The 21295-nt window shown below is 41.5% G+C and carries 23 protein-coding genes and 1 pseudogene; 16 read left to right on the top strand and 8 right to left on the bottom strand.

All coding sequences use genetic code 11. The features are described 5' to 3' along the window. From QUB08_RS25220 to tatC, 3 genes are all read left to right on the top strand, one after another. The coding region (locus tag QUB08_RS25220) for an RNA-guided endonuclease TnpB family protein (RefSeq protein WP_333228140.1) at positions 1 to 512 on the top strand (512 nt) is incomplete at its 5' end. 115 nt (positions 513 to 627) lie between these two features. After that, positions 628 to 1575, top strand: coding sequence for an NAD(P)-dependent alcohol dehydrogenase (locus tag QUB08_RS25215; protein ID WP_333228138.1), 948 nt, complete (start codon positions 628 to 630; stop codon positions 1573 to 1575). Between the two features lie 831 nt (positions 1576 to 2406). Beyond that, a complete protein-coding gene (gene tatC / locus QUB08_RS25210; protein ID WP_333228143.1) occupies positions 2407 to 3174 on the top strand; it encodes a twin-arginine translocase subunit TatC in 768 nt (255 codons plus the stop codon). 117 nt (positions 3175 to 3291) lie between these two features. Here tatC and QUB08_RS25205 read toward each other — a convergent pair whose 3' ends face one another. Further along, positions 3292 to 3600 (bottom strand): carbon dioxide-concentrating mechanism protein CcmK, encoded by a 309-nt coding sequence (locus QUB08_RS25205; RefSeq protein ID WP_006631236.1) that lies wholly within the window; start codon positions 3598 to 3600, stop codon positions 3292 to 3294. A 46-nt stretch (positions 3601 to 3646) separates the two neighbouring features. Between QUB08_RS25205 and QUB08_RS25200 the strand changes: the two genes are divergently transcribed. Then, a complete protein-coding gene (locus tag QUB08_RS25200; RefSeq protein WP_333228136.1) occupies positions 3647 to 3910 on the top strand; it encodes a hypothetical protein in 264 nt (87 codons plus the stop codon). A 102-nt stretch (positions 3911 to 4012) separates the two neighbouring features. Here the strand turns inward: QUB08_RS25200 and QUB08_RS25195 are convergent, their stop codons facing one another. Continuing rightward, entirely contained in the window at positions 4013 to 4330 is a 318-nt protein-coding gene (locus tag QUB08_RS25195; protein WP_333124350.1) for a DUF3067 family protein, read from the bottom strand. Positions 4331 to 4544: 214 nt separating this feature from the next. Here QUB08_RS25195 and petC point away from each other — a divergent pair, with 214 nt between their 5' ends. The 5 genes from petC (at position 4545) to QUB08_RS25170 (ending at position 9044) form a co-directional block, all read left to right on the top strand. Next, positions 4545 to 5087 (top strand): cytochrome b6-f complex iron-sulfur subunit, encoded by a 543-nt coding sequence (gene petC, locus QUB08_RS25190; RefSeq protein ID WP_333228134.1) that lies wholly within the window; start codon positions 4545 to 4547, stop codon positions 5085 to 5087. 158 nt (positions 5088 to 5245) lie between these two features. Further along, positions 5246 to 6235, top strand: coding sequence for a cytochrome f (gene petA / locus QUB08_RS25185; protein ID WP_333124344.1), 990 nt, complete (start codon positions 5246 to 5248; stop codon positions 6233 to 6235). A gap of 105 nt (positions 6236 to 6340) precedes the next feature. Next, positions 6341 to 7192, top strand: coding sequence for an alpha/beta fold hydrolase (locus tag QUB08_RS25180; protein WP_333228131.1), 852 nt, complete (start codon positions 6341 to 6343; stop codon positions 7190 to 7192). A gap of 111 nt (positions 7193 to 7303) precedes the next feature. Continuing rightward, positions 7304 to 7747: a photosystem II protein PsbQ gene (gene psbQ, locus QUB08_RS25175; RefSeq protein ID WP_333228129.1), complete on the top strand. Its 444-nt coding sequence runs from the start codon at positions 7304 to 7306 to the stop codon at positions 7745 to 7747. 169 nt (positions 7748 to 7916) lie between these two features. Beyond that, positions 7917 to 9044: an FAD-dependent oxidoreductase gene (locus tag QUB08_RS25170; protein WP_333228127.1), complete on the top strand. Its 1128-nt coding sequence runs from the start codon at positions 7917 to 7919 to the stop codon at positions 9042 to 9044. A 188-nt stretch (positions 9045 to 9232) separates the two neighbouring features. Here the strand turns inward: QUB08_RS25170 and QUB08_RS25165 are convergent. From QUB08_RS25165 to QUB08_RS25150, 4 genes and pseudogenes are all read right to left on the bottom strand, one after another. Then, a pseudogene (locus QUB08_RS25165) lies at positions 9233 to 9580 on the bottom strand (ISAzo13-like element transposase-related protein); the annotation flags it as partial. A gap of 36 nt (positions 9581 to 9616) precedes the next feature. Continuing rightward, positions 9617 to 10720 (bottom strand): IS630 family transposase, encoded by a 1104-nt coding sequence (locus QUB08_RS25160; RefSeq protein WP_333228125.1) that lies wholly within the window; start codon positions 10718 to 10720, stop codon positions 9617 to 9619. A 45-nt stretch (positions 10721 to 10765) separates the two neighbouring features. Further along, on the bottom strand, positions 10766 to 11038 hold the full coding sequence (locus QUB08_RS25155; RefSeq protein WP_445300954.1) for an ISAzo13-like element transposase-related protein: 273 nt from the start codon (positions 11036 to 11038) through the stop codon (positions 10766 to 10768). After that, a complete protein-coding gene (locus QUB08_RS25150; protein ID WP_333228121.1) occupies positions 10983 to 11630 on the bottom strand; it encodes an ISAzo13-like element transposase-related protein in 648 nt (215 codons plus the stop codon). The genes QUB08_RS25155 and QUB08_RS25150 overlap by 56 nt, the downstream gene beginning before the upstream one ends. 378 nt (positions 11631 to 12008) lie before the next feature. Here QUB08_RS25150 and QUB08_RS25145 point away from each other — a divergent pair, with 378 nt between their 5' ends. The 7 genes from QUB08_RS25145 to QUB08_RS25115 all read left to right on the top strand — a co-directional run bounded on the left by QUB08_RS25145 (position 12009) and on the right by QUB08_RS25115 (position 17876). Beyond that, entirely contained in the window at positions 12009 to 12488 is a 480-nt protein-coding gene (locus QUB08_RS25145) for a hypothetical protein (RefSeq protein WP_333228119.1), read from the top strand. 233 nt (positions 12489 to 12721) lie between these two features. Further along, positions 12722 to 13276, top strand: a complete 555-nt coding sequence (locus QUB08_RS25140) for an SLOG cluster 4 domain-containing protein (RefSeq protein WP_333228117.1) — start codon at positions 12722 to 12724, stop codon at positions 13274 to 13276. Between the two features lie 46 nt (positions 13277 to 13322). After that, the gene (locus QUB08_RS25135; RefSeq protein WP_333228115.1) at positions 13323 to 13955 is read left to right on the top strand and encodes a GTP cyclohydrolase; all 633 of its coding nucleotides are present in this window, start codon (positions 13323 to 13325) and stop codon (positions 13953 to 13955) included. Positions 13956 to 14000: 45 nt separating this feature from the next. Beyond that, on the top strand, positions 14001 to 14945 hold the full coding sequence (gene pyrF / locus QUB08_RS25130; RefSeq protein WP_333228113.1) for an orotidine-5'-phosphate decarboxylase: 945 nt from the start codon (positions 14001 to 14003) through the stop codon (positions 14943 to 14945). Next, positions 14945 to 15658: an SDR family oxidoreductase gene (locus QUB08_RS25125; RefSeq protein WP_333228111.1), complete on the top strand. Its 714-nt coding sequence runs from the start codon at positions 14945 to 14947 to the stop codon at positions 15656 to 15658. Before pyrF ends, QUB08_RS25125 begins: the two co-directional genes overlap by 1 nt. A gap of 57 nt (positions 15659 to 15715) precedes the next feature. After that, positions 15716 to 16618, top strand: coding sequence for a bestrophin family ion channel (locus QUB08_RS25120; protein ID WP_333228109.1), 903 nt, complete (start codon positions 15716 to 15718; stop codon positions 16616 to 16618). A 31-nt stretch (positions 16619 to 16649) separates the two neighbouring features. Then, a complete protein-coding gene (locus QUB08_RS25115) occupies positions 16650 to 17876 on the top strand; it encodes an NAD(P)/FAD-dependent oxidoreductase (protein WP_333228108.1) in 1227 nt (408 codons plus the stop codon). An 80-nt stretch (positions 17877 to 17956) separates the two neighbouring features. Here the strand turns inward: QUB08_RS25115 and QUB08_RS25110 are convergent, their stop codons facing one another. Next, complete coding sequence (locus QUB08_RS25110; RefSeq protein WP_333228106.1) at positions 17957 to 18373, bottom strand: NUDIX hydrolase; 417 nt, start codon at positions 18371 to 18373, stop codon at positions 17957 to 17959. A 209-nt stretch (positions 18374 to 18582) separates the two neighbouring features. Continuing rightward, on the bottom strand, positions 18583 to 21213 hold the full coding sequence (locus QUB08_RS25105) for a M1 family metallopeptidase (RefSeq protein WP_333228104.1): 2631 nt from the start codon (positions 21211 to 21213) through the stop codon (positions 18583 to 18585). Positions 21214 to 21295: the final 82 nt, after the last annotated feature.

Below are 21295 nucleotides of genomic sequence, written 5' to 3'. Positions count from 1 at the left end.
ATCGAAAGCGGTTAGCTAAACTTCACGCTAAACTAGCTGATACTCGCACAGATTTCCTGCACAAGTTATCAACTCAACTCATTCGTGAGAATCAAACGATTGTGTTAGAAGACTTAAATGTGTCAGGAATGGTTAGGAACCGCAAATTATCCCGTGCAATTTCTGATTTAGGTTGGAGAACATTTAGAACTTTCCTAGAAGCAAAATCAGAAAAATATGGCAGAGATTTTCGAGTCATTGATAGATGGGAACCGACTTCTAAAACCTGCTCTTGTTGTGGGTTTAAAATCGGGAAGTTAGATCTCTCAATTCGAGAATGGATTTGCCTCAACTGTGGCACGTCTCATGATAGGGATATTAACGCCGCAACTAACATTTTAGTCGCCGGAGGACTTTCGGAGACTTTAAACGGGCGTGGAGGAAGCATAAGACTATCCCAGGATAGCAGCACCCAAAGAAGCGTCAACCCACCAGAATTTAAGCAATTGTCAATTTTTGATTGGCTTGAATAGATGGAATCCCCGTGCGTTAACGCCGGGGTGGATGTCAATGTGTCACATTTAGATCAAATGTGCTGTAATTGTAAAAGATTGAGTGTTCTATTGGAAATAAACCGGAAAATTTGCCATGAAAGCAGTTGCGTTCGATCGCTACGGTTCAGCCGAGGAATTGCAGTACCGAGAATTGTCCAAGCCGATCGCCAAATCCAACGAATTGTTAGTACGAGTTCGTGCTAGCAGCGTCAATCCCGTAGACTGGAAAATCCGACAAGGACACCTGCAATTATTAACAGGATTTAACTTTCCTCGAATAGTCGGTTCTGACATATCGGGAGTTGTCGTGGAAGTCGGCAGGGAAGTGACCAAATTTCAACCCGGAGATGAAGTTTATACTTTCTTAAATCCCATCAATGGGGGTGCTTGCGCCGAATATGCGGCCGTGCCAGAATCGGATGCAGCAATTAAACCGAAAAACATCACTCATGCAGAAGCAGCAGGAGTACCGATCGCAGGTTTAACTGCTTTGCAATCGCTCCGGGATTTGGGCCAAATTCAAGCAGGAAACAAAGTATTGATTAACGGCGCTTCCGGCGGAGTCGGCACTTTTGCCGTGCAAATTGCCAAAGCAATGAATGCTGAAGTAACGGGAGTTTGCAGTGCTAAAAATAGAGAATTTGTCAAGAGTTTGGGAGCCGATTTTGTGCTGGATTACGCAGAAATTGACTTTACTCAACAAACCGAAAAATATGATATAATTTTAGATGCTGTGGGTACAAAAACATTTGCTGAATGCGAAAAAGTGCTGCAACCAGAGGGAATTTATATATCGACTTTGCCGAGTTTCGACAACCTGGCACCGATGTTGACGAGCTGGTTTATTCCTGGTAAAAAAGCTAAATTCATTCTAGCCAATGCCAACCCGGGTGACTTGGGGATTTTGCGGGAGTTAATAGAATCGGATAAAGTTGAGCCGATTGTCGATCGCACTTACAGCTTACAAGAAGTAGCAGCAGCACACGCTTACAGCGAAACGGGCCGCGCGATCGGCAAAATTGCGATCGTGATTGACAGTTAAAAAAACTATGTTTGACCGACACGACTCAGACATTATATGTGTTACGTGGCAAGAGTTCACCAAAAAATGCGCGGTTGGAGTTAAAGTTAAAAGGGATCTCGGGCTTAACTCAATACGCTTGGGTTAAGCCCGATTCCCCCTAACCCCCCTTAAAAAGGAGGGGACAAGAGTGATCTCAAAGTCCCCCTTCTTAAGGGGGATTTTCGGGAAATAAACAGTGTCAACCCAACCGTATTCAAACTTAACCCGGAAACTCGATTTTTGCACTCACCTGCGTCCAAGACTAATAAACGTAAAGCCTAAATAAAATCCCAAATACCTATGACTGTGCCCTCAGACTTGGAGAGATCCGAACAAGATTCCGACAACAACCTCGAACAAGTTATCCCGGAAAATAGCATTGCACCCATCGCCGATGATTCAGTTGATGTCAGTAAATTAGAAGACGAAGAAGTTAGCCCGGAAAATAGCATTGCACCCATCGCAGACAGTTTCATGGGTGTCAGCAACTTAGAAGCTGAAGAAGTTAACTCGGAAAATAGCATTGCACCAATCACAGATGATTCAGTTGATGTCATCAACTTAGAAGCTGAAGAATTTATCCCGGAAAATAGCATTACACCAATCACAGATGATTCAGTTGATGTCAGCAACTTAGAAGGTGAAGAAGTTAGCCCGGAAAATAGCATTACACCAATCACAGATGATTCAGTTGATGTCATCAACTTAGAAGGTGAAGAATTTAGCCCGGAAAATAGCATTACACCAATCGCCGATGATTCCGTGGGTGTCAGTAAATTAGAAGACGAAGAAGTTAGCCCGGAAAACAGCATGGCACCAATCGCTGGCGGTGCGATGGGTTCTCGCAACTTAGAAAACGAATTTCTGGACGAACTTCCCGACGAAGTTGAAATGTCTTTATTCGACCATTTAGAAGAATTGCGGCAGCGACTTTTTTACTCGCTAATTGCAGTAGCAATCGCTGTAATCGGTTGCTTTTTCACAGTTAAACCCATCGTGCAACTGCTCGAAGTACCGGCCGGGCCCGTCAAGTTTCTGCAACTAGCTCCCGGCGAGTATTTCTTTGTTTCTATCGAAGTAGCCGGATACAGCGGTTTGCTCCTTGCCAGTCCGTTTATTTTTTACCAGATAGCGCTGTTTGTTCTCCCCGGCTTGACTCGGAAAGAACGCAGGTTGCTGGGGCCTGTGTTTTTTGGTTCGAGTTTCCTATTTTTGGGCGGGTTAGTCTTTGCTTACATCGCTTTGATTCCGGCGGCGCTTAACTTCTTTGTTACCTATGGAGCGGATGTTGTAGAGCAGTTGTGGTCGATCGACAAATACTTTAAATTTGTACTGCTGTTAATGTTCAGCACCGGCTTAGCTTTTCAAATCCCGATCGTCCAAGTATTGCTCGGCGTTTTGGGCATCGTTTCTTCCAACCAAATGCTCTCCGGCTGGCGGTATGTAGTCTTGGGAGCGGCAGTTTTGGGCGCGGTGTTAACGCCTTCTACTGACCCTTTAACGCAAAGTCTTTTAGGAGGTGCGGTGCTCGGCTTGTATTTTGGCGGGGTTGGCTTGGTAAAGCTTTTAGGGCGCTAAAAACTCCACAGAAAGAGCGATCGACTCGCAGGAAAAAAAATATAGAGACGCGATCGCCCGCGCCTCTATAATTACTAAAAGTTAAAATTCAACACCAAAGTTTTGTCAAAACTTTGACTACATTCGGAACTGCTCAACTTCAGGAGTGTAGCCGATCGGCAAAACGTAATCCAGATTCTCGTGGGGACGAGCAATAATGTGATACGATAGCAACTTTCCGCCATCGACCTTTTTAACTGATTCAATTCCCGCAGCAACGGCTGCTTGCACTTCAGAGACATCTCCTCGCACTATAATTGTCCAGTAGGCGCGGGTTATTTTCTCATAGCGAACTAAAGTAACACGGGCTGCTTTCACCATTGAGTCCGCAACTTCTACTGCAGCGGGAAATCCTAAGACTTCAACCATTCCCAGTGCAACACCCATTACAACATTCTCCTAAATTTCACAAGATATCTGACACTCATTGTATGTGAAATTGTTGACAGAAATTGGTTCCGATGATTTTGGTAAGAATGAAGTCCGATCGCCCAAAATTAAAAAAGCCCCTAAAAAAGCCCCAGAAACTGTTGCGGCATTGAAATCCCACAGTTGGCTGCGCGCCGGAAAGCCCGCCACACAAGACTTTGAATCAAAACAACTGTCCAAATTAGAGGCGCCACAGCTTAGTTTCTCACCAGCGGCAAGTCGTATGACAAGCTCGCTGATCGATTTTCGAGACTTTGGGCTCAACTAATCCAGCCGCGGCGCGACACAAAACTTTAGGGAACTCCCCCAGATCCCGGCTGTGGAGTCAATCTAAAATCTAAAATCTAAAATCTAAAATCGAGTGAGTGATTCAAAACTCGTCTAGCAACCACTCCGAGGCTCTTTCACCCAAATCTAGGGGAACGCTGACAGCTTTACCCAAGCGCGGGCGATCGCGAGTATTTACAATGTATTCTCTCACCTGTGCCGTGCTGCCCCAGCCGTTGAGGTAATTGGCCACCGCATCCAAATGCTCGAAATAATCAGCCTCCGTCATGGGAAAAGATGCCTGTTCTAGATATTTCCACATAACTTGCACAAAAATCTTGCCCCGCGTCCGCCGCAATCTGATATCGTAAGACTTTCCCCATTTTTCTAGCAGTAGCTGGTGTAAATCCTTGCCCGTCATGGTTGCTCCTGAGTTAATCCATTAAACAATAAAAGACAAAGTTCAAAAAATGTAATAATACTCTAATAAAGGCTGGAAGGCGCATTCTTAAAAGGAATTTTCGCGGCCTAAAATTTGTGCGAGCAGATTAACGGCAATTATCCTCCTTCCTCTGCACGTACAGGTTCGCTAACAGCTAACAAACAAACGTAACTTAAAACCGTAAAGGCAGGTCATGGCTCAATCTTCTGCTGGAAATCCCGATGTCCCCGATATGGGGCGTCGCCAATTTATGAATTTGCTGACGTTCGGTACAGTCACAGGTGTTGCACTGGGCGCACTCTATCCCGTTGTCCAATATTTTGTTCCTCCGTCGAGTGGGGCAGTTGGCGGCGGAGTGACAGCTAAAGATGCCTTGGGTAACGACATCATCGTTAGCGAATATTTGACTTCGCACCCTGCGGGCGATCGTACCTTAGCCCAAGGTCTCAAAGGCGACCCCACTTATCTTGTGGTGAAAGAAGACTTATCTATCGCCGACTACGGCATCAATGCAGTTTGCACTCACTTGGGTTGCGTCGTGCCTTGGAATGTTAGCGAAAACAAGTTTATCTGTCCTTGCCACGGTTCTCAATACAACAATGAGGGCAAAGTGGTGCGCGGCCCCGCGCCTTTGTCTCTGGCCCTGGCCCACGCCACTGTCGCAGATGACAAGATCGCTTTTACAACTTGGAAAGAAACTGATTTCCGCACCGGCGAAGCACCTTGGTGGTCTTAAACAATTTTGGATTTTAGATTTTAGATTTTAGATTGGGGTCAGCGGTGAAAATCCAAGATAATTGCATCCCTAAAACAGTCTAATAATCCAAAATCCAAAATCCAAAATTCAAAATCTAAAATTCACGCATTGTCTGACCTTTGAGATTGAATACTCTAATGCCACAAACTAATTTATCTGCGATATTTCGCCGCAGTGCCAGGACGATCGCGAAAACAGCCTTAATTGCGATCGCCGCTGCAGGATTTTTCCTTACCAGCGACATCGCACTTCCCCAAGCAGCATTTGCTTACCCTTTCTGGGCCCAGCAAACAGCACCCGCTACTCCCCGCGAAGCAACAGGCCGCATTGTTTGCGCTAACTGTCACCTCGGTGCAAAAGTGACTGAAGTTGAAGTACCGCAATCAGTTTTGCCTGACACAGTGTTTGAAGCTATTGTCAAGATTCCCTACGATACTAGCGTGCAACAAGTTGTCGGCGACGGTAGCAAAGGTGGCTTGAATGTCGGCGCAGTTGTGATGTTGCCCGAAGGTTTCAAGATTGCTCCGGCTGACAGAATTCCCGAAGAAATGAAGGAAAAAGTCGGCGATCTTTACTTCCAACCTTACAGCGAAACCCAAGAAAATATTGTTTTAGTGGGCCCAGTACCGGGAGAACAGTACAAAGAATTGGTATTCCCAGTTTTGTCGCCGAATCCGGAAACTGACAAGTCCGTTCACTACGGCAAATACCAAATTTATGTTGGTGGCAACCGCGGCCGCGGTCAGGTTTATCCTACTGGCGAAAAGAGCAATAATACTGTTTACAATGCTTCGGTAGCTGGCAGCATTTCTAAGATTGCTCAACCTGAAGATGGCGGTTATCAAGTGACAATTCAACCTGCCGAAGGTGCAGCCGTTGTTGATACGATTCCCGCAGGCCCAGAACTGATTGTTACCGAAGGACAAACAGTTGCAGCAGGCGAACTTTTGACGAACAATCCTAATGTGGGCGGCTTCGGTCAAAAAGACGTGGAGATTGTGCTGCAAAGTGCAGGTCGAGTTAAAGGATTGATGGCTTTCGTGGCTATAACCATGCTGGCTCAAATTATGCTGGTTCTCAAGAAGAAACAGGTCGAAAAAGTTCAAGCTGCTGAAATGAATTTCTAAACGCGGCTGTAATTAGTTGGGTAAGGTGTTCTGTGCACACCCAACTATTAGGTAAGTAGGGCGGGTATTCCCCGCCTTATTCTTTGATAAATAACCAGTAAAATAATGTTAATTGATGAGAAGATAGTTGAAGTAGGCCCGCTGCAATGGTTTTATCGGGAAACAAATCCGGTTAACGAAACTGGTAAACTGCCCGTACTGCTGCTGCACGGTTTGCCGTCCCAGAGTTTTACCTGGACTGTAATGATGCCGGATTTGGCGGCACAGGGATTTAGATCGATCGCCCCAGATTGGGTGGGTTACGGGCGATCGACCAAACCAGACAAGCGCGACTTTGCCTACACTCCCGATGCTTTTGTTGAAGCCCTCGCTGGCTTTATTCAAGCTATAGAATTAGACCGATTTTACCTCGTTGTCCAAGGATTTTTAGCTTCAGCAGGCATTCAATACGCTTTACGCAATCCCGATAAAATTGAGCGTCTAGCCGTCATCAATACACCAGTTTCAGCAGATATAAAATTGCCTTGGAAAATGCAGCAGTTGGGGCTGCCTTTTATTGGCGACATGATGACGCAAGACCCGCTTTTGGTTGACCGAACTCTCGAAGGTGGCAGCCGCCAGACAATATCAGACAAGGATTTAGATGTTTACCGCCGCCCGTTTTTGAAGAGTTCGGATGCAGGTCGATCGCTGATGAATACAGTCCGCAATATTCAATTGCCGCAGTCAATGGCAGAAATTGAATCCGGCTTGAAAGGATGGACTCGACCAACTTTATTTGTCTGGGGTTTGACAGATCCTTGGCTGAGTGTTGAACCAGTTCAAAAGCTAGTCGGTTCCCTGCAAAATGCAGAGTTAGTCACACTGGAACAAGCGGGGCATTATCCTCAAGAACATTGGTCAGAAAAAGTTGGCAATGCTGTGATCACTTTTCTGCGCCGCCAGGAGGTAAAATAATATTTTGTACATAACTCTCGGTGCTAGGTCAGTGAACCAGCTCCTCGCCGAGCTGCATTCCCCGGCAGAGCCTGAGAACGAGAAATCTAAAATCTAAAATCTTAAATCAATATGACTCGTACCCGTTCAATTTTTGCCTTGATGATGGCGTTTTTGATGGCATTTCTGGTTAGTTGCAGCAGTGTCGAAGCAAAAGTTCCTACGACTTACACAACAGCCCAAATCCAGCAAATTCAGCGCTATGTTCCTAGTCTGACAGAGTTCCGATCGCGCATGGATAAACTGGGAACCCTAATTCAAAAACGGAATTGGATTGATACCAGAACTTACATTCACGGGCCTCTAGGCGACTTGCGGAACACCATGAAAACCGTCTCTGCGAGTTTGTTGCCTAGTTCTCAACAACAAGCTGTTGATTTAACTAAGAGTTTGTTTACCGATTTGGTTAACATTGATCTGGCGGCTAAAGAGCTTGACTATGCAAAAGTCACGGCCAGCTATCAAAAAGCTGTCAATGATTTCGACACCTTCTTGCAGCTAATTCCTAAAGCTTAATTAGCCTTAACTCACATCTTGTATCATTGTCAAGAACAGGCAAGATGCCTGTTCCACAAAGAATCAGTTTTCTTGTGGGGCGGGCATATTGCCAGTCCGAAAAATGTTTATATGGACAAAACCTAGGAAGCAGTTAATCTAAAATATAAAATATAAAATATAAAATTGAATGGTTCGTGTTGCAATTATTGGATGTGGTATTGTTGGGGCTTCGATCGCCTTTGAACTAAGTCAATTTCCCGAACTGAAAGTTACTGTGTTCGACAAACAGTCGCCTGCCGAAGGTTCTACTGGCGCGGCACTCGGTGTTTTGATGGGAGTTATCAGCCACAAAACTAAGGGCATAAATTGGCAGTTACGGGAAACCAGCCTTCAGCGCTACGAAACTTTGATTCCTGAATTGGAAGCAGTTACGGGGCGGAAAATTCCTTTTAACAAACAAGGAATTTTAATGCTTTGTTCGGAGGGAGAGGATTTAAGTAAGTGGGAAAAATTGATAGCAACTCGCCGTTCTCAAGGTTGGCAATTGGAACTTTGGGATGTGGAACGAGTGCGCGATCGCTGCCCTCATCTCTATTTAAATGATCAGATTATTGCTGCGATTTATTCGCCTCAAGACCGGCAAGTTGATCCGACGGCGCTAACTTTGGCTTTGGTTGATGCTGCTAAACTCAAAGGAGTTAATTTTGAGTTTGGAGTGGAAGTTCAAGGCATTACTGAGTTGAATTCTCAGGTGTCTGGGATTCAACTCCCATCTTCCATTGCTGTCAATAAGTCTTGTGGAACAGGCATCTTGCCTGTTGCTGAAAATTTCGATCGACTAATTGTGTGCGCTGGTTTGGGTTCTGCTGCTGTGACTGCATCCTTAAATCAGTTGGTTGACATTCGCCCGGTGTTGGGACAAGCGCTGCATTTGCTGACGCCCAATCCTGTAGGAAACCCAGATTTTAGCCCGGTAATTACTTGCGATGACGTTCACATTGTGCCTTTGGGAAATCAGGAATTTTGGGTGGGGGCGACGGTGGAGTTTTCAGAAAATGGCGGAGAAATTCAGGCGAATGCTGATATGTTGGCGCAAGTGATGGCAAGGGCGATCGCACTTTGTCCGGCCTTAGCATCCGCTGAAATCATCAGGAAATGGTCTGGATTGCGCCCGCGGCCGGAAAAACGACCGGCACCAATTATCGATCGGCTTTCCGGTGCTAGTAATATTCTCATAGCCAGCGGCCACTATCGCAACGGCGTGTTGCTCGCCCCCGCCACAGCACGCACAATTCGAGAAATGATTTTGCAATAATTAAGCTCCGCTCAAAACTAACGCAACAGCAGTGGAAACAATGGCAACAGCAAGGCTGGCTCATATTTTTTTTGCCATATTATAGTCCGCAAATGAACCGTACCGTATTGAGGATGAATGGTTACATCTCAAGAGATTTAATTAGGTGGAGCTACTTAGGACTGAAAAATAAATAACTTGATGAGTCACTAAGTTTGATGTACGGCTTTATAGTTCCATTTTGGCAAGTATTCATCAAAAGTAATTTGCATAGTTTTTTTAAAGTTATCAGCTACCTTTCGACCAATTTGATAGACTTTATCAAGCACAGTTGCAACTACAGATAGCCCGGTTTTAGTGTGAGTTTTTTCTACCAGATATTTGACTAATTCTATATTGGTAAAAATTACTCCTTGACAAGCTCTAGTAACATGAGGAAAGAGTCGATGTTCAATGGGATTATATTTAGATGTATAAGGAGGGTAATGGGCAATTCTGATCTCTATTCCGATTTCATTAACTAACTTTTGTAAATCTTCTTTAAAGATATAATGATTAGCATTGTTACTAAGCTGTAAAACATCTAAACTGCATTAACTCGCGTTACCTTTGTTTTTTATTTTTCGGTTCCATTTCATAATTAGTTCTCCTTCATTTAACAATTTATTCAACAGAGACTCTAGTTTTTCAATAGATTCAAATAATCTATTAGCAACATATTCCTTGGCGGCATGCCATACTAATTCAACTAAATTGTAGTCCGGGCTATACTTGGGCAAAAACTCTATGATTAGATTCGGCATCTCTGCTGCTATTTTCTGCAAAATCTCTGCTTTTTTATGAAAACTAGCGTTGTCCAAAATTATCACAATTTTACAGCCTTTATCTTCAAATTCTTCCGCTAAATTCCCTTGTAATATCCACTCTGCTCTTAAATCTCCATAAAAATTTTTGAGGACGGCATAAAAATTAGCAGAATTTCCAGATGGAATAAAATCCACCCATCTTTTCTTGTCTGAATACCTCACTCCGCCCATGACATTAATACGACCCTTTCGTCGCTCTCCTCTTTTCTTGCTTCGAGTCCCTTTTTTACACCAATTCTTCCTTCTAATTACTCTCAAACTAAATCCGCTCTCATCCCAAAACCATACCTGTAGAAGAGCTGGAGATTCTTTTTCTATTCTTAGATACTCAGCTAATTTATTTTTAAATACACCCCTTTCTACGGTATCTTGCTTAGACTCTAAGCTATATTTAGCCCAGATGTAAACATACTTTTTTGATTTTAAAATCCTCCTTACTTGGGTACTACTCAACTCGATTCCTGTCTTCTCTCCTAGATATATGGCAAGTCTAGCTGTTGTCCATCTCCCGAATTCATAGCCATATTTCTCAGGTTCTACTTCAATCGTCTCTAGAAGTAAATTAATATATTCTTCTGTAGCTTTTCGGTAGTTACCCTTCATTCTATCATCTTTGAAACTGTCTAAATTATCAGGATCACCATGTATGCTCCAATAAGCTATTTTTCTCCGAGAACATCCAATTATTTCAGCAGTTTGAGCTTGTGTATTTCCGTTATTTAATAACAAAAAAATTAAGGCTCTTTGCCGAATATCTGGATGCTCATGCTCTTTTAATACTTGTTGCAAAGTTTGTTTTGTCTCGGAACTGAGGAAGTTTTTAGTAGGCATTGACTTTTTTAAAATATCATTATAGTATACTATACAATATGCGTTTTAGATGCTGAACAGCTTACCTCCACCATCACACTTTGCTAAAATTGAAGTGGCATTAGGGTAGATAAATTTTCCATAATTATTCCACCAATTTTTCAGAGATTCACAAGCAAATTCACTTGTATCTTTACTGTTGCCTAATGTTATATATCCTCGATTTTCTTGAGCATCGTAAATCCCATGTGGAATTACTTTTCCGTGACCTAAGCTCCAAAAATCATGATCTAAAGTAGTAACAGGCTCGGTTGTATAGAGAGTTCCCGGACGATACAAATTCCCTAAAACTTCTTTTTTTTTGTGTGTCAAAACTAATAATTGGATTACCCGCTTCTCTATACTCTGTATCGAGTCTAGCAATATTTTCAAATTGAGCATTACGATTTTTATTGATTCCTGTTGTCTGCTTTTTTTGTGCTTTTCGCTTCACATATCCATGTTTTTTTAGGAGTTGTCCTACTAGAGGAAGACTCACACAAAATCCGGCGTTTTTCAGTCCAACAGCTATTTCTTTATGCGTCAAATTAGTCCATTTAATTAGCTCATTCATTGGGTCTCCCGCTGTCTGGAACTTTAAGACTTCTAAAAAGGCTTCATCAATACCGCTCCTGGTAGCTAAAATACTTTTTCTTCCTCCTCCTTTTTTTCTGACCCTTAAATTATTAATAGTCGTTTCATTCATTGTTTCTAAATCTTTAATTCCCTGGACAATAGTATTTCGACTGCATCCGCACAGTTTCATTATATAGCTAATTCCACCCCATCCCAATTTTTGTGCCTCGATCGCTGCATACCTTCTTTTATCCTTTTCTGATAAAGAGTTATAAAGTTTCTTTATTTCCGACTCAATTGAACTAGAATAAAACATAGGTTTAAATGTCAGATAAAGTGGTAGAATAGAAAAATTCCTTGCGAGTTTCTATCAATTTTAGAGAAAATAGCAATCAGGGCGCTGTTTTTGATTATCTCCGACAATCCATCAAGTTATTTATTTTTTATTCCTTAACAAATTTTAATATAATTAAATTGTAAAAAGCTATTTTATGGTAATATACTAATGGTAAGCGCGATACGAGTCATTAGCTTAGTTTATAATATCGTTATTAACGATATTATAGCGGTTCTTGGATAGATGAGGTACACAATTCAACTTCAAAAGCTTGACAACACAGGGTTTCGGCGTACTCCATCTTTCTGAGAAAGGCTATATATTCGGATCGAATTTTAGGTAAAAAGGCAGATGACTATGAGAGATTCACGGAAATTAGCAGGTGCGTGGGTGTACAAGCACCTACAAGGTTCTAACCAACAGCTACCGGATGAAGCGATTGGAACTTTCGCAAGAGCGTTGCTTATTGCAGCAAAAGGCGATAACGTTTTATCGCAACAGGAGAGAGATTGGGTGATTGGTTTGACAGCCGCGAAAGGTGCATCAGAAGCATTACTCGCTGAACTGGAGACATACAGTGGAGATGAGGATGTGGAATCCGTACTTCAAAGCAATCCCATCAGCAATAAATCGAGGAGAAACTTGATTTATTGTGCTATTCAAGCTAGTGATGCCGATGGTGCTTACAGTGAAGGAGAAAAATCTGCCATTCGTAACATCGCATATAAGCTAGGAATTGGTGAAGATATTGTTGTGCAACTTGAAAAGTTCTACCAAGAAGAAAAAGAACTTTTTGACAATAAGATTAGTCTTCTTTTCCCTGATGGGGTTGTTTAACTAAGTGTCAAAACACTAATTGATTAAATTAGGCGAATGGACTAGCAATATAGTAATTTATCTGTATTGGAATCATTATCATAGTGTTTAATTTACAGAGATTCATGAAATTGCTTTTCCATTTTCACTAATTTTTATTGAATCTTCACATATAATATTAGTGTAAATATTTTTCCAGTTCATAGTTTGCTATCAACTGCACTAGCCCGGTTATTTAGATAAGTGGCGATAAAATGAAAAAGATTGGTGTTTTCGGTTCGGCTGTAGATAGCCAAGATTCTCTTAATCAAAAGTCCAGAAAACTTGGAGAACAAATTGCCCGAACTGGTAACAGCATTGTGACAGGAGCTTGTACTGGCCTTCCCCTTTACGCTGTTTTAGGGGCTAAAAGTTTGGGTGGATATTCAATTGGATTTTCAGCTACCTATAGTCAAGAAAAACACAGGTCGGTGATGGGAACTTCTCCAGAATTATATGATAGTATTATTTTGATACCGGAAGATTACAAATACAAAGATAATGTGCAAGTTTGTCGCAAATATAGAAATGTTGAATCTGTAGCAGCCTGTGATGCAGCTATTTTTATTAGTGGGAGGTGGGGAACTTTAAATGAGTTATCAAATGCTTATGACATGAATAAAATTATTGGTATTCTCAGCGATACTGGAGGAGTTACAGATCATGTTCAATTACTGCTCGACTCTTTCAAAAAAGAAACAAAGAGCCAAGTTTTCTTTGAAAAAGATCCATTGAAATTAATTGATATAATTTCTCAAAAACTGCAATAGCTTTTTTGCTTTCAAATAAAAGTAAGTTAATCTTGTGAGATTGAAAATGACTTCAGAATACAAAATAGTTAATAAAGTTTTGGAAGTTTCACTAACTATTGAAAGTGGTATTAAGAACCTAAAAATGGGAGGTTATACAATACAACACAATCAAATCAACAAAGAACACGGAATTATTTATCGAGGAAATATTCAAAATCCCGGTAAACCTGTTTTATTACGACTAAATTCTGCTTGCTATACAAGCGATGTTTTTGGTTGTCAAAGATGCGACTGCAACTGGCAACTACTTAGAGCGATGGAGATGATTTCTCAAGAACAAGATGGCTTGATAATTTACCATTTCGATCATGAAGGCAGAGGTGCTGGATGGACAAATAAGTTGAAAACCTATTCGTTAATGGAAAAAACCAAATGTACATCTTTTGAGGCATTTGTCAGTTTAGGTATTCAGCCTGATTTAAGAGATTATTCTTCTGCTATAGCTATCCTCAGAGATTTAAACATAAAATCCGTGAATCTGATCACCAATAATATTGAAAAAGAAAATTTTTTAATCAGTCATGGGATTGCCGTAAATCTAAAAGTTCCTCTAGTTAATTCCAGGAAAGAATGGCAGTCTTATCTAATTTCTAAAAAACAACAATTTGGGCATAAAATAAATGACGAATATTTTTAATTTATCTAATTTCAAAAAAAAAGCACCTTGCTCATGGTATAAATAATGAAGAACATTTTAAATTCGGGGATTTCTGAAGATATGCACTTTAGCGATCGACTTATTGAACAGCAAATCCAAAAGAGTGACTTGGTAGTTGGCATCGATCCGAATTTTGATTTGATGCCAGAGTTTCTACTTCCAACAAGCAATAATTCTCAGGAAATTACCAGAGCTTTAACTAGCTTTTCACAAATCATTATTGACAGCTTATCGGATTTAATTCCAGCCGTAAAGTTTCAATCTGCATATTTTGAGCAGTTTGGAAGTAGTGGCATAAATGCTCTAGTTCAATCTATTAAATATGCTAAAACTCACAATCTTTTAGTAATTTTAGATGCAAAAAGAGGAGATATTGATGCCACTTCACTTGCTTATGCTAAGGCTTATTTAGAGGGACAAATAAGACTTAAAAACGGAATAGTCATCGATTCAGATTTAGTGGTTGATTGTATCACAATTAACCCCTTTCTAGGAGAAGATAGTCTGATGCCCTTTGTAGAAGTTGCTACTAAATGTGGTAAAGGTTTATTCATTTTAGTTAAAACTTCTAATCCTGGCTCAAGCATGATTCAGGATATATCTGTAAAAGGAAAGAAAATGTTTCATCAACTGGCAGAACTGGTTAATCAATTAGGTAAGGATAGCATTGGAAAATACGGTTACAGTTGTATAGGCGCTGTAGTGGGTGCCACATTTCCTTATGAAGCAAAGCAACTAAGAAAAATAATGCCAAATGCGATTTTTCTAGCTCCTGGAGTAGGGAGTCAGGGAGGAAATATTGAAAGTGTTTTTGATAGTTTAGGACATGATGGTAGAGGTGTAATTATCCCTATTTCTAGAGGTATTACATACTTTTCAAATCGGGATATGTCTTTACCAGATTATCAATCAGCAGTTCGAGAAAGAGCTATTAATTTCATTCAAACCTTGAAAAAGAGAGACAACTAATGAGCGGTGATTTACTGATTATATTAGGTGTAGAGGGAGTGCTAGGCTCTGGGATATCTTGTCAAAATAGAATGTTGAATGTTGACATTCTGGGAATAGATCTGCCAGAAATAACTCGTCTTAACCAGATTAAATATTATATTTCCTGTGATGTTCGCAACAAGCATCAAATTCAATCAACTGTAGATCAAATTCCTATTCACGAATATGATAAAATTATTCTCATCAGTTGTATTGGTAAATTTGGCGTGGAAACATTTAAGTCTCCATTTTTAGAAGAGGATAGTTTGTATGAAAGTGTCCAGGTTAATTTGTTAGGTGTTTCTCATTTTATTATCTCTTTAGTGAAGAAATGTTTGAACCAAAATCTATCAACACGGATTATAGTAGTTGGTTCTGCGGCAGCTAATGTTGGTAGTCGAGATGTGGGATATGGAATTTCTAAGGCTGGACTTAATGGTTTAGTTTTAAGTTTATCTAAGTCATTAGCTTCTCAAAATTCTGTTATTATAGGTGTTAACCCAGGAATCTTTGAATCTGAAATGGCTGAAAAAGTTTCTTTAGATAGACAGTTACAAGCTGTAGAAAGTACACATATTAAGCGAAAAGGAAGCGTGAATGAAATTATAAATTTTGTCACCTATCTTGCCCTTGATGCCCCTGATTACTTGACAGGTTCTATTTTAAATATAAATGGAGGTCAATATACTTAAAGAGGAAGATTTAGCAAGAATTTATTTGACAACATTATGAAATTGGATTAAAATAACATGATGAATCAACTATTTAAAGGATCGTGGCTGCATCTTGCGTTTACCCTGCGCGGATCTGTTATTCCGGCTGTCTTACCTCGGGTCATTCTTGTGGGTATTTTTGGACTGATAATTACAGTTTTATATACACAAGGAGTGCCGCTATTTTTGCCAAAGTTAGAAATCCTTATTCCCAGTATTCTTTTGGGTCTGCTATTGGTTTTTCGCACCAATACTGGTTATGAACGCTTTTGGTTAGGTCGGCAAGCATGGGGTGCCATAATTGGGATATCTAGCCATTTAGCAAGGCAGATTTGGGTCAACGTTGAAGAAAAAGAACCTCAAGATCGAGTGAATAAAGTTGCTGCAATGTACTCTATAGCAGCTTTTGCAGTAGCGACTAAGCAGTATCTACGTCGAGAACCTATTAATGAGGAGTTAGAAAACCTTCTGATTAAATCTCGACTGGAAAAGATTACATTTGTGAGCAACCCAGCCCTTGAAATTGCACTTTGGATTCAAGATTACCTAAAGGAGCAATGTAACCAGAATCGCCTGAATATTCACGATTTTCAAAGTTTACAGCAATTATTGAATTCAGTGCTTGATAAATTTGGTCTTTGTATATGTATTCTGATGACACCACAGCCCAGGGCTTACACTATCCATTTAAGGCAACTAACTCTGATTTATTGCTTCACCTTACCAATGCGTCTAGTTGGAGATTTTGGCTGGTTGACAAGTCCGATTATTGCGATAATTGCCTTTACTTTATTTGGGATTGAAGAGATTGCTTTGGAAATAGAAAACCCTTTTGGCAGAGATTATAATGATATTCCTCTGGATAATCTGTGTGATGTCATTCTTAATGAAGTTGAAGGTGTGATGAAATTATCTCCTAAAAGCACCAAAGCTTCTTAATTAGCTTTAAATAACAGGAGACGACAGAAAAGTGCGAATTCGTATTGTTGTTGTCGGCGCGGGAATTGCAGGTTGTTTAATTGTTCAAGGTTTACAGCAAGAACCAGATATTGAATTAATTTGTATTGAGAAAGGTTCTGAAAAAAATGTTCTAGCAGGAACAGGTTTAAATATTGGACCTAATGCTCTCAAAATTTTAACCCAGTTCAATTATGAACTTGCTATCTCACTACAGGCGAAAGGAGTAAGTTTGCCTTGGCTATCTTGGAAAGCGGGATTAACAGATGGGACATTAGTTATGGATTTACCGCTTTTGCAAGTAGCTGATAATCCTGGTATTCGTATCCGCTGGTCAGAATTATATCGTCAACTTAGAAGACCAATTGCCGGACGAGTTTGGTATAACACCACTATTGCGGCAATGAGATATGCTGAATCTGCAATGAAAGGACCGCTTGAACTAGTTGTGGAAAACCAGATTACTGGTGAACGTCAAATACTCAATCAGGTTGATTTAATCATTGGTTGCGATGGACGCTACTCACAAGTCCGTAGTACGTTCTTTGGTGGACAACCAGAACCAACTTATCTTCAAGCGTGTATCTACCGTTTACTGGTTCCTAATCGCGCAGATAACTTAATTGATGATTATCAGCAGTGGTTTCACAATGGTCATCGTTTACTTGCTTTTGCTATCCCTGGCAATGAAGTTTATATTGCCGGATCATTTCCTTTGAATTCAAATTTGGATATTTCACCAGAAAATAAACAACCGCATATTCTCCAGCAACTCTATAAATCCGATCGTGGTTATAGCGAAGTCTGTCAATTCCTAGTTAATTCTATCTGTGACCACGTGGATAACATTCATTGGGCTAGGATTCAAGAAATCCTGCCTGTATTTGGTGATACCAAAGGTCATGTTATTTGTCTAGGAGATAGTTCTCATGCAATGTTTCCTACTTTAGGACAAGGCGCTACTCAAGCTTTTGAAGATGGCTGCTTCTTTGTTTCTCAGATACGCCAATGTTTGGCTGAAGCCAGGAAGAATAATAGTCAATTAGATGTGCCATCGCTTCTTGCCAAGGTAGAAGCAAAACGTCGTTCTCGAATCAAGTTTGTACAACAGTTCTCTCGTGAAGCTAGTGATTCTCTTCTGTCTGAATCAAACCCAATGGCTGAACTAAAAGCAAAAAGTCAAGCTCCATTTCTGAAAAAATTAATGAATTTGTATCGCCATACTCCTGAAATTATATAGGATATTAAAGGTACGCCACAAGGTGGGGTAATTTCCCCACTCTTAGCAAATTTGGTAAACCCGCCCTTACCGATGAGTCTTCACCACAATCTATGCGGCAAATCCCCAAGAATGAGTTTCAAGTCTGGTTCATCAACCCGCTTAATTGCTTTAGGAATACTTACCCACTGCCGCTTTCTTTTATAAGCTTCCGGCCAATTTTCCAGAACTGTTTCTACTTGCAATAAAAATACATCTACTTGCCAAGTACAGCCAGATTTGTAGTATTCATAAGTTCCCATCAAATCGGAAAACACTCGACCCAATAAACCTGCTTCTTCCCAAGCTTCTTTGGCTGCGGAATCTTCGGGAGTCATGTCAGGTTCAATTAAACCTTTCGGTATTACCCAGCGCTTACCTCCCGACGAAGTAATTAGCATTACTTCTATTTTTCCGTCTAGAATGCGGTAGGGAATTACCCCGGATTGTTGCACCAATACAATGGTTCTGGTAGTCATAATTTGTGCAATATGTTTTTGTGCAAAAGCTGCTTCAACTCGATCGACAGTTCAAGACTAAAAACCAAAATTGCACCCTGATTTTACAGAACTTACGTGCGCGAGGTCAATAATCCGGTTTCTGAGTAGCTGGTAGGGTGCGTCGCCCGAAACAATTCTCTATCGTAGCGACAATCTCACAGCGACGCACCTTACAAAATTTACTTAACCTAATCTTTCTTCGCCTTAGCCTCCAAATTTTCCATCCGACTCCTCAAATCTTGATTCTCCTTTTTCACCTGATCTAATTCCTCCCGCAACTGCTTTACCGCTGCATCAGAACCAGCATTTTTCTGCACTCTTTGCACAGCTTCATCAGCCATGCGGCGAACGCGGCCATCGGGAGTTTGGTCAGCTAAAGAACGCAAAATGCGAATTGCTTTGCGAGTTTGCATTTGTCCTAATCCCACTACTACAGAGACTTGAGTCAAGAAAAACGTCTCTTTAGATAATTCTGCCAATCGCTGCAAAATCCGTTCTAAATTGACCTTGTTTTGACCAGTCGAAATTGTGCCCAAAGATCGAATTGCAGCCAAGCGCAAAGCTTGCGGAGTACCGACGGCTGTGTATTTCAAAATTAGATTCAGCGCATCTTCAGAAGTTTTCATCTGCGCCAAACCTGCGATCGCACCCGATCGCACTACCTCATTCCAGCCCTGACGCTCTTTCAGTACCAATTTTAACTCTTTCAGTACCTGTTCGTCGCTCGGTTTTTCGTCGGGGTTAGCCGCGGCAATGGAGCCAATAGCAGTCGCTGCGGCTGCTTCTACGTAATAGCTGTCGTCGCCTTTTTCGACGATCGATCTCAGCGCTTTATAAGTTTCGTGAGTTTGGATTTTACCCAGCGCATTCACCACAGCGCGACGAACACGAGCATCTTTATCTTTTAAACCACTTACTAAACCTTCAAAAACTTGGTCGAGTTTAATTTCCACTAACTGACCGGCCACTTCTGCCCGTACTGCCCAGAACGGCTCTTTCTTGAGAACTTCTGACAGCGTTTTCACCGCTTCCAGCCCTCCCTTCTTCGCCAAAGCTTGGGCAGCGTAAATTCGGGAAACCGGGTCTGGATCGAACTGCAACTGAGCTTTTAGTTCCGCAATTCCATACTCTAAAACAACAGTTTTTAAGTATTTATTGCCTACATCAAAACTGATAAACGCCGGCTTCTGTTCTAGGGGAAAATAGAAGCTTTGTTCGCGCTCATGCACTCTGACTGTGAAAGTTTTTAGGTTCGGGTTTGAAGATGTCCCACTATCATCATCTGCTTCTTTTTCCGGCTTGTAACCGAAGCCGATCGGAATTTTTAGGTCAAAGACATCTTTGCTGTTGCCGTTGCCATTTTTGCTATCTTTTACCTGAGTTTGAGTGACAGTAACTTTTGCTAATTTGCTGTCGCCATCCCAGGAATAAGCAACTTTATAATCTGGATGACCGCCACGATAAACGTACTGGTCAAACAAAAACATGAGATTGCGACCAGTCGCTTTTTCTATCGCCCTGAGCAAATCGATGGTTTCTACAGTTTTGTGAGCGTTATCCCGCACAAAAGTGTGAATTGCTTTGTAAAATAATTCGTCGCCCAACTCGGCGCGAATCATGTGATAGACACAAGCACCTTTTTCGTACAAATGGCGATCGTACAATTCAATGGCTTCGCGGTAAACGTGAGTAACCATCGGGCGGCGGTAGCGGGAACTATCTTCAGCTAAATAATTGCGGGCTTCATTTAACATATAGTAAGCCGCGTCTTCTTTGCCATATTCTTTGTCAGTCCAAAGCACCTCGGAATAAGAAGCCATGCCTTCTTTCAGCCAAGCGTGAGACCAATGTTTAATTACTACTAAATCGCCGAACCATTGGTGAGCTAATTCGTGGGCGACTAAGCTTTCAGTACCTCGATTGTCGAGGGTGGCGCGTTCGTCTAGCAAGCACCTATCTGTTAGCAAAGTTGTTGAAGTGTTTTCCATACCGCCGAAGATGAAATCATCGACGCAGACTTGAGCGTATTTGGGAAAAGGGTAAGGATAGCCAAATGCTTTAGAGAAGAACTCAATCATTTGAGGCGTTTTGCCCATGCTGCGCTTAGCATCTGCTTCGCGGCTTCTTTCCACGTAATAATTAACTGGTTTGCCGTTCCATTCGTCTTTAATTTCGGCAAAATCTCCGACTGCTAAGGTCATTAAATACGTCGGGTGTACCTGAGTTTGGGCCCAGTGATAAATTTTATCGTCGCCTTCGTTTTTTGTACTAATTAATTCGCCGTTGGAAATAGCAAATAGTTGTCTTGGAACTTGGACTCGAATTTCCGAAGTAGCGAGTTGTCCAGGATAGTCGAAACAGGGAAACCAGAAGCGGGAATCTTCGTCTTCGCCTTGAGTCCAAACTTGTGTTGGTTTGTCTGGATAGTGTTTGTCCGGGCCGACGAAATACAGACCGCGTTGGGGTTTTTCGACCGAGTAGTCGATCGCAATTGTAATTGGTTGGTAAGCTTCTGTTGGTTCCTGCAGTTGAATTTGCAGCACTTCGCCGTCGCTGTCGAAATTTTGCTCAATTTCGCCGACTTTTACTGATTTAATATTCAGGTTTACAGCATCTAAGGTTAATTTGTCAATACCGCTGCGGACTGGATTGATGCGGATGCTACAAGTGCCACGAAAGCTTTGTTTGGGAATATTCAGCACTAAGTCGAGGAAAATGTGCTCTACTTGACCGGGGCGATCCGGGTTGTAATGCGGCCGAGCACCGGGCATCTCGAAGGATTTGTGACCGTTTTCAGAATCGAAGTAAGTATTTGACATTGTGATGGCAAAGTTGTGAGTCGATCGGCGATCGCTGGCAGCGCCGATCCGGCTGAACTGCCAGCTTATTATAGAGTAGCGC

The sequence above is a fragment of the Microcoleus sp. BR0-C5 genome (assembly GCF_036705045.1).
Lineage (GTDB): Bacteria > Cyanobacteriota > Cyanobacteriia > Cyanobacteriales > Microcoleaceae > Microcoleus.
This window is presented reverse-complemented; position numbering and strand designations above follow the sequence as displayed.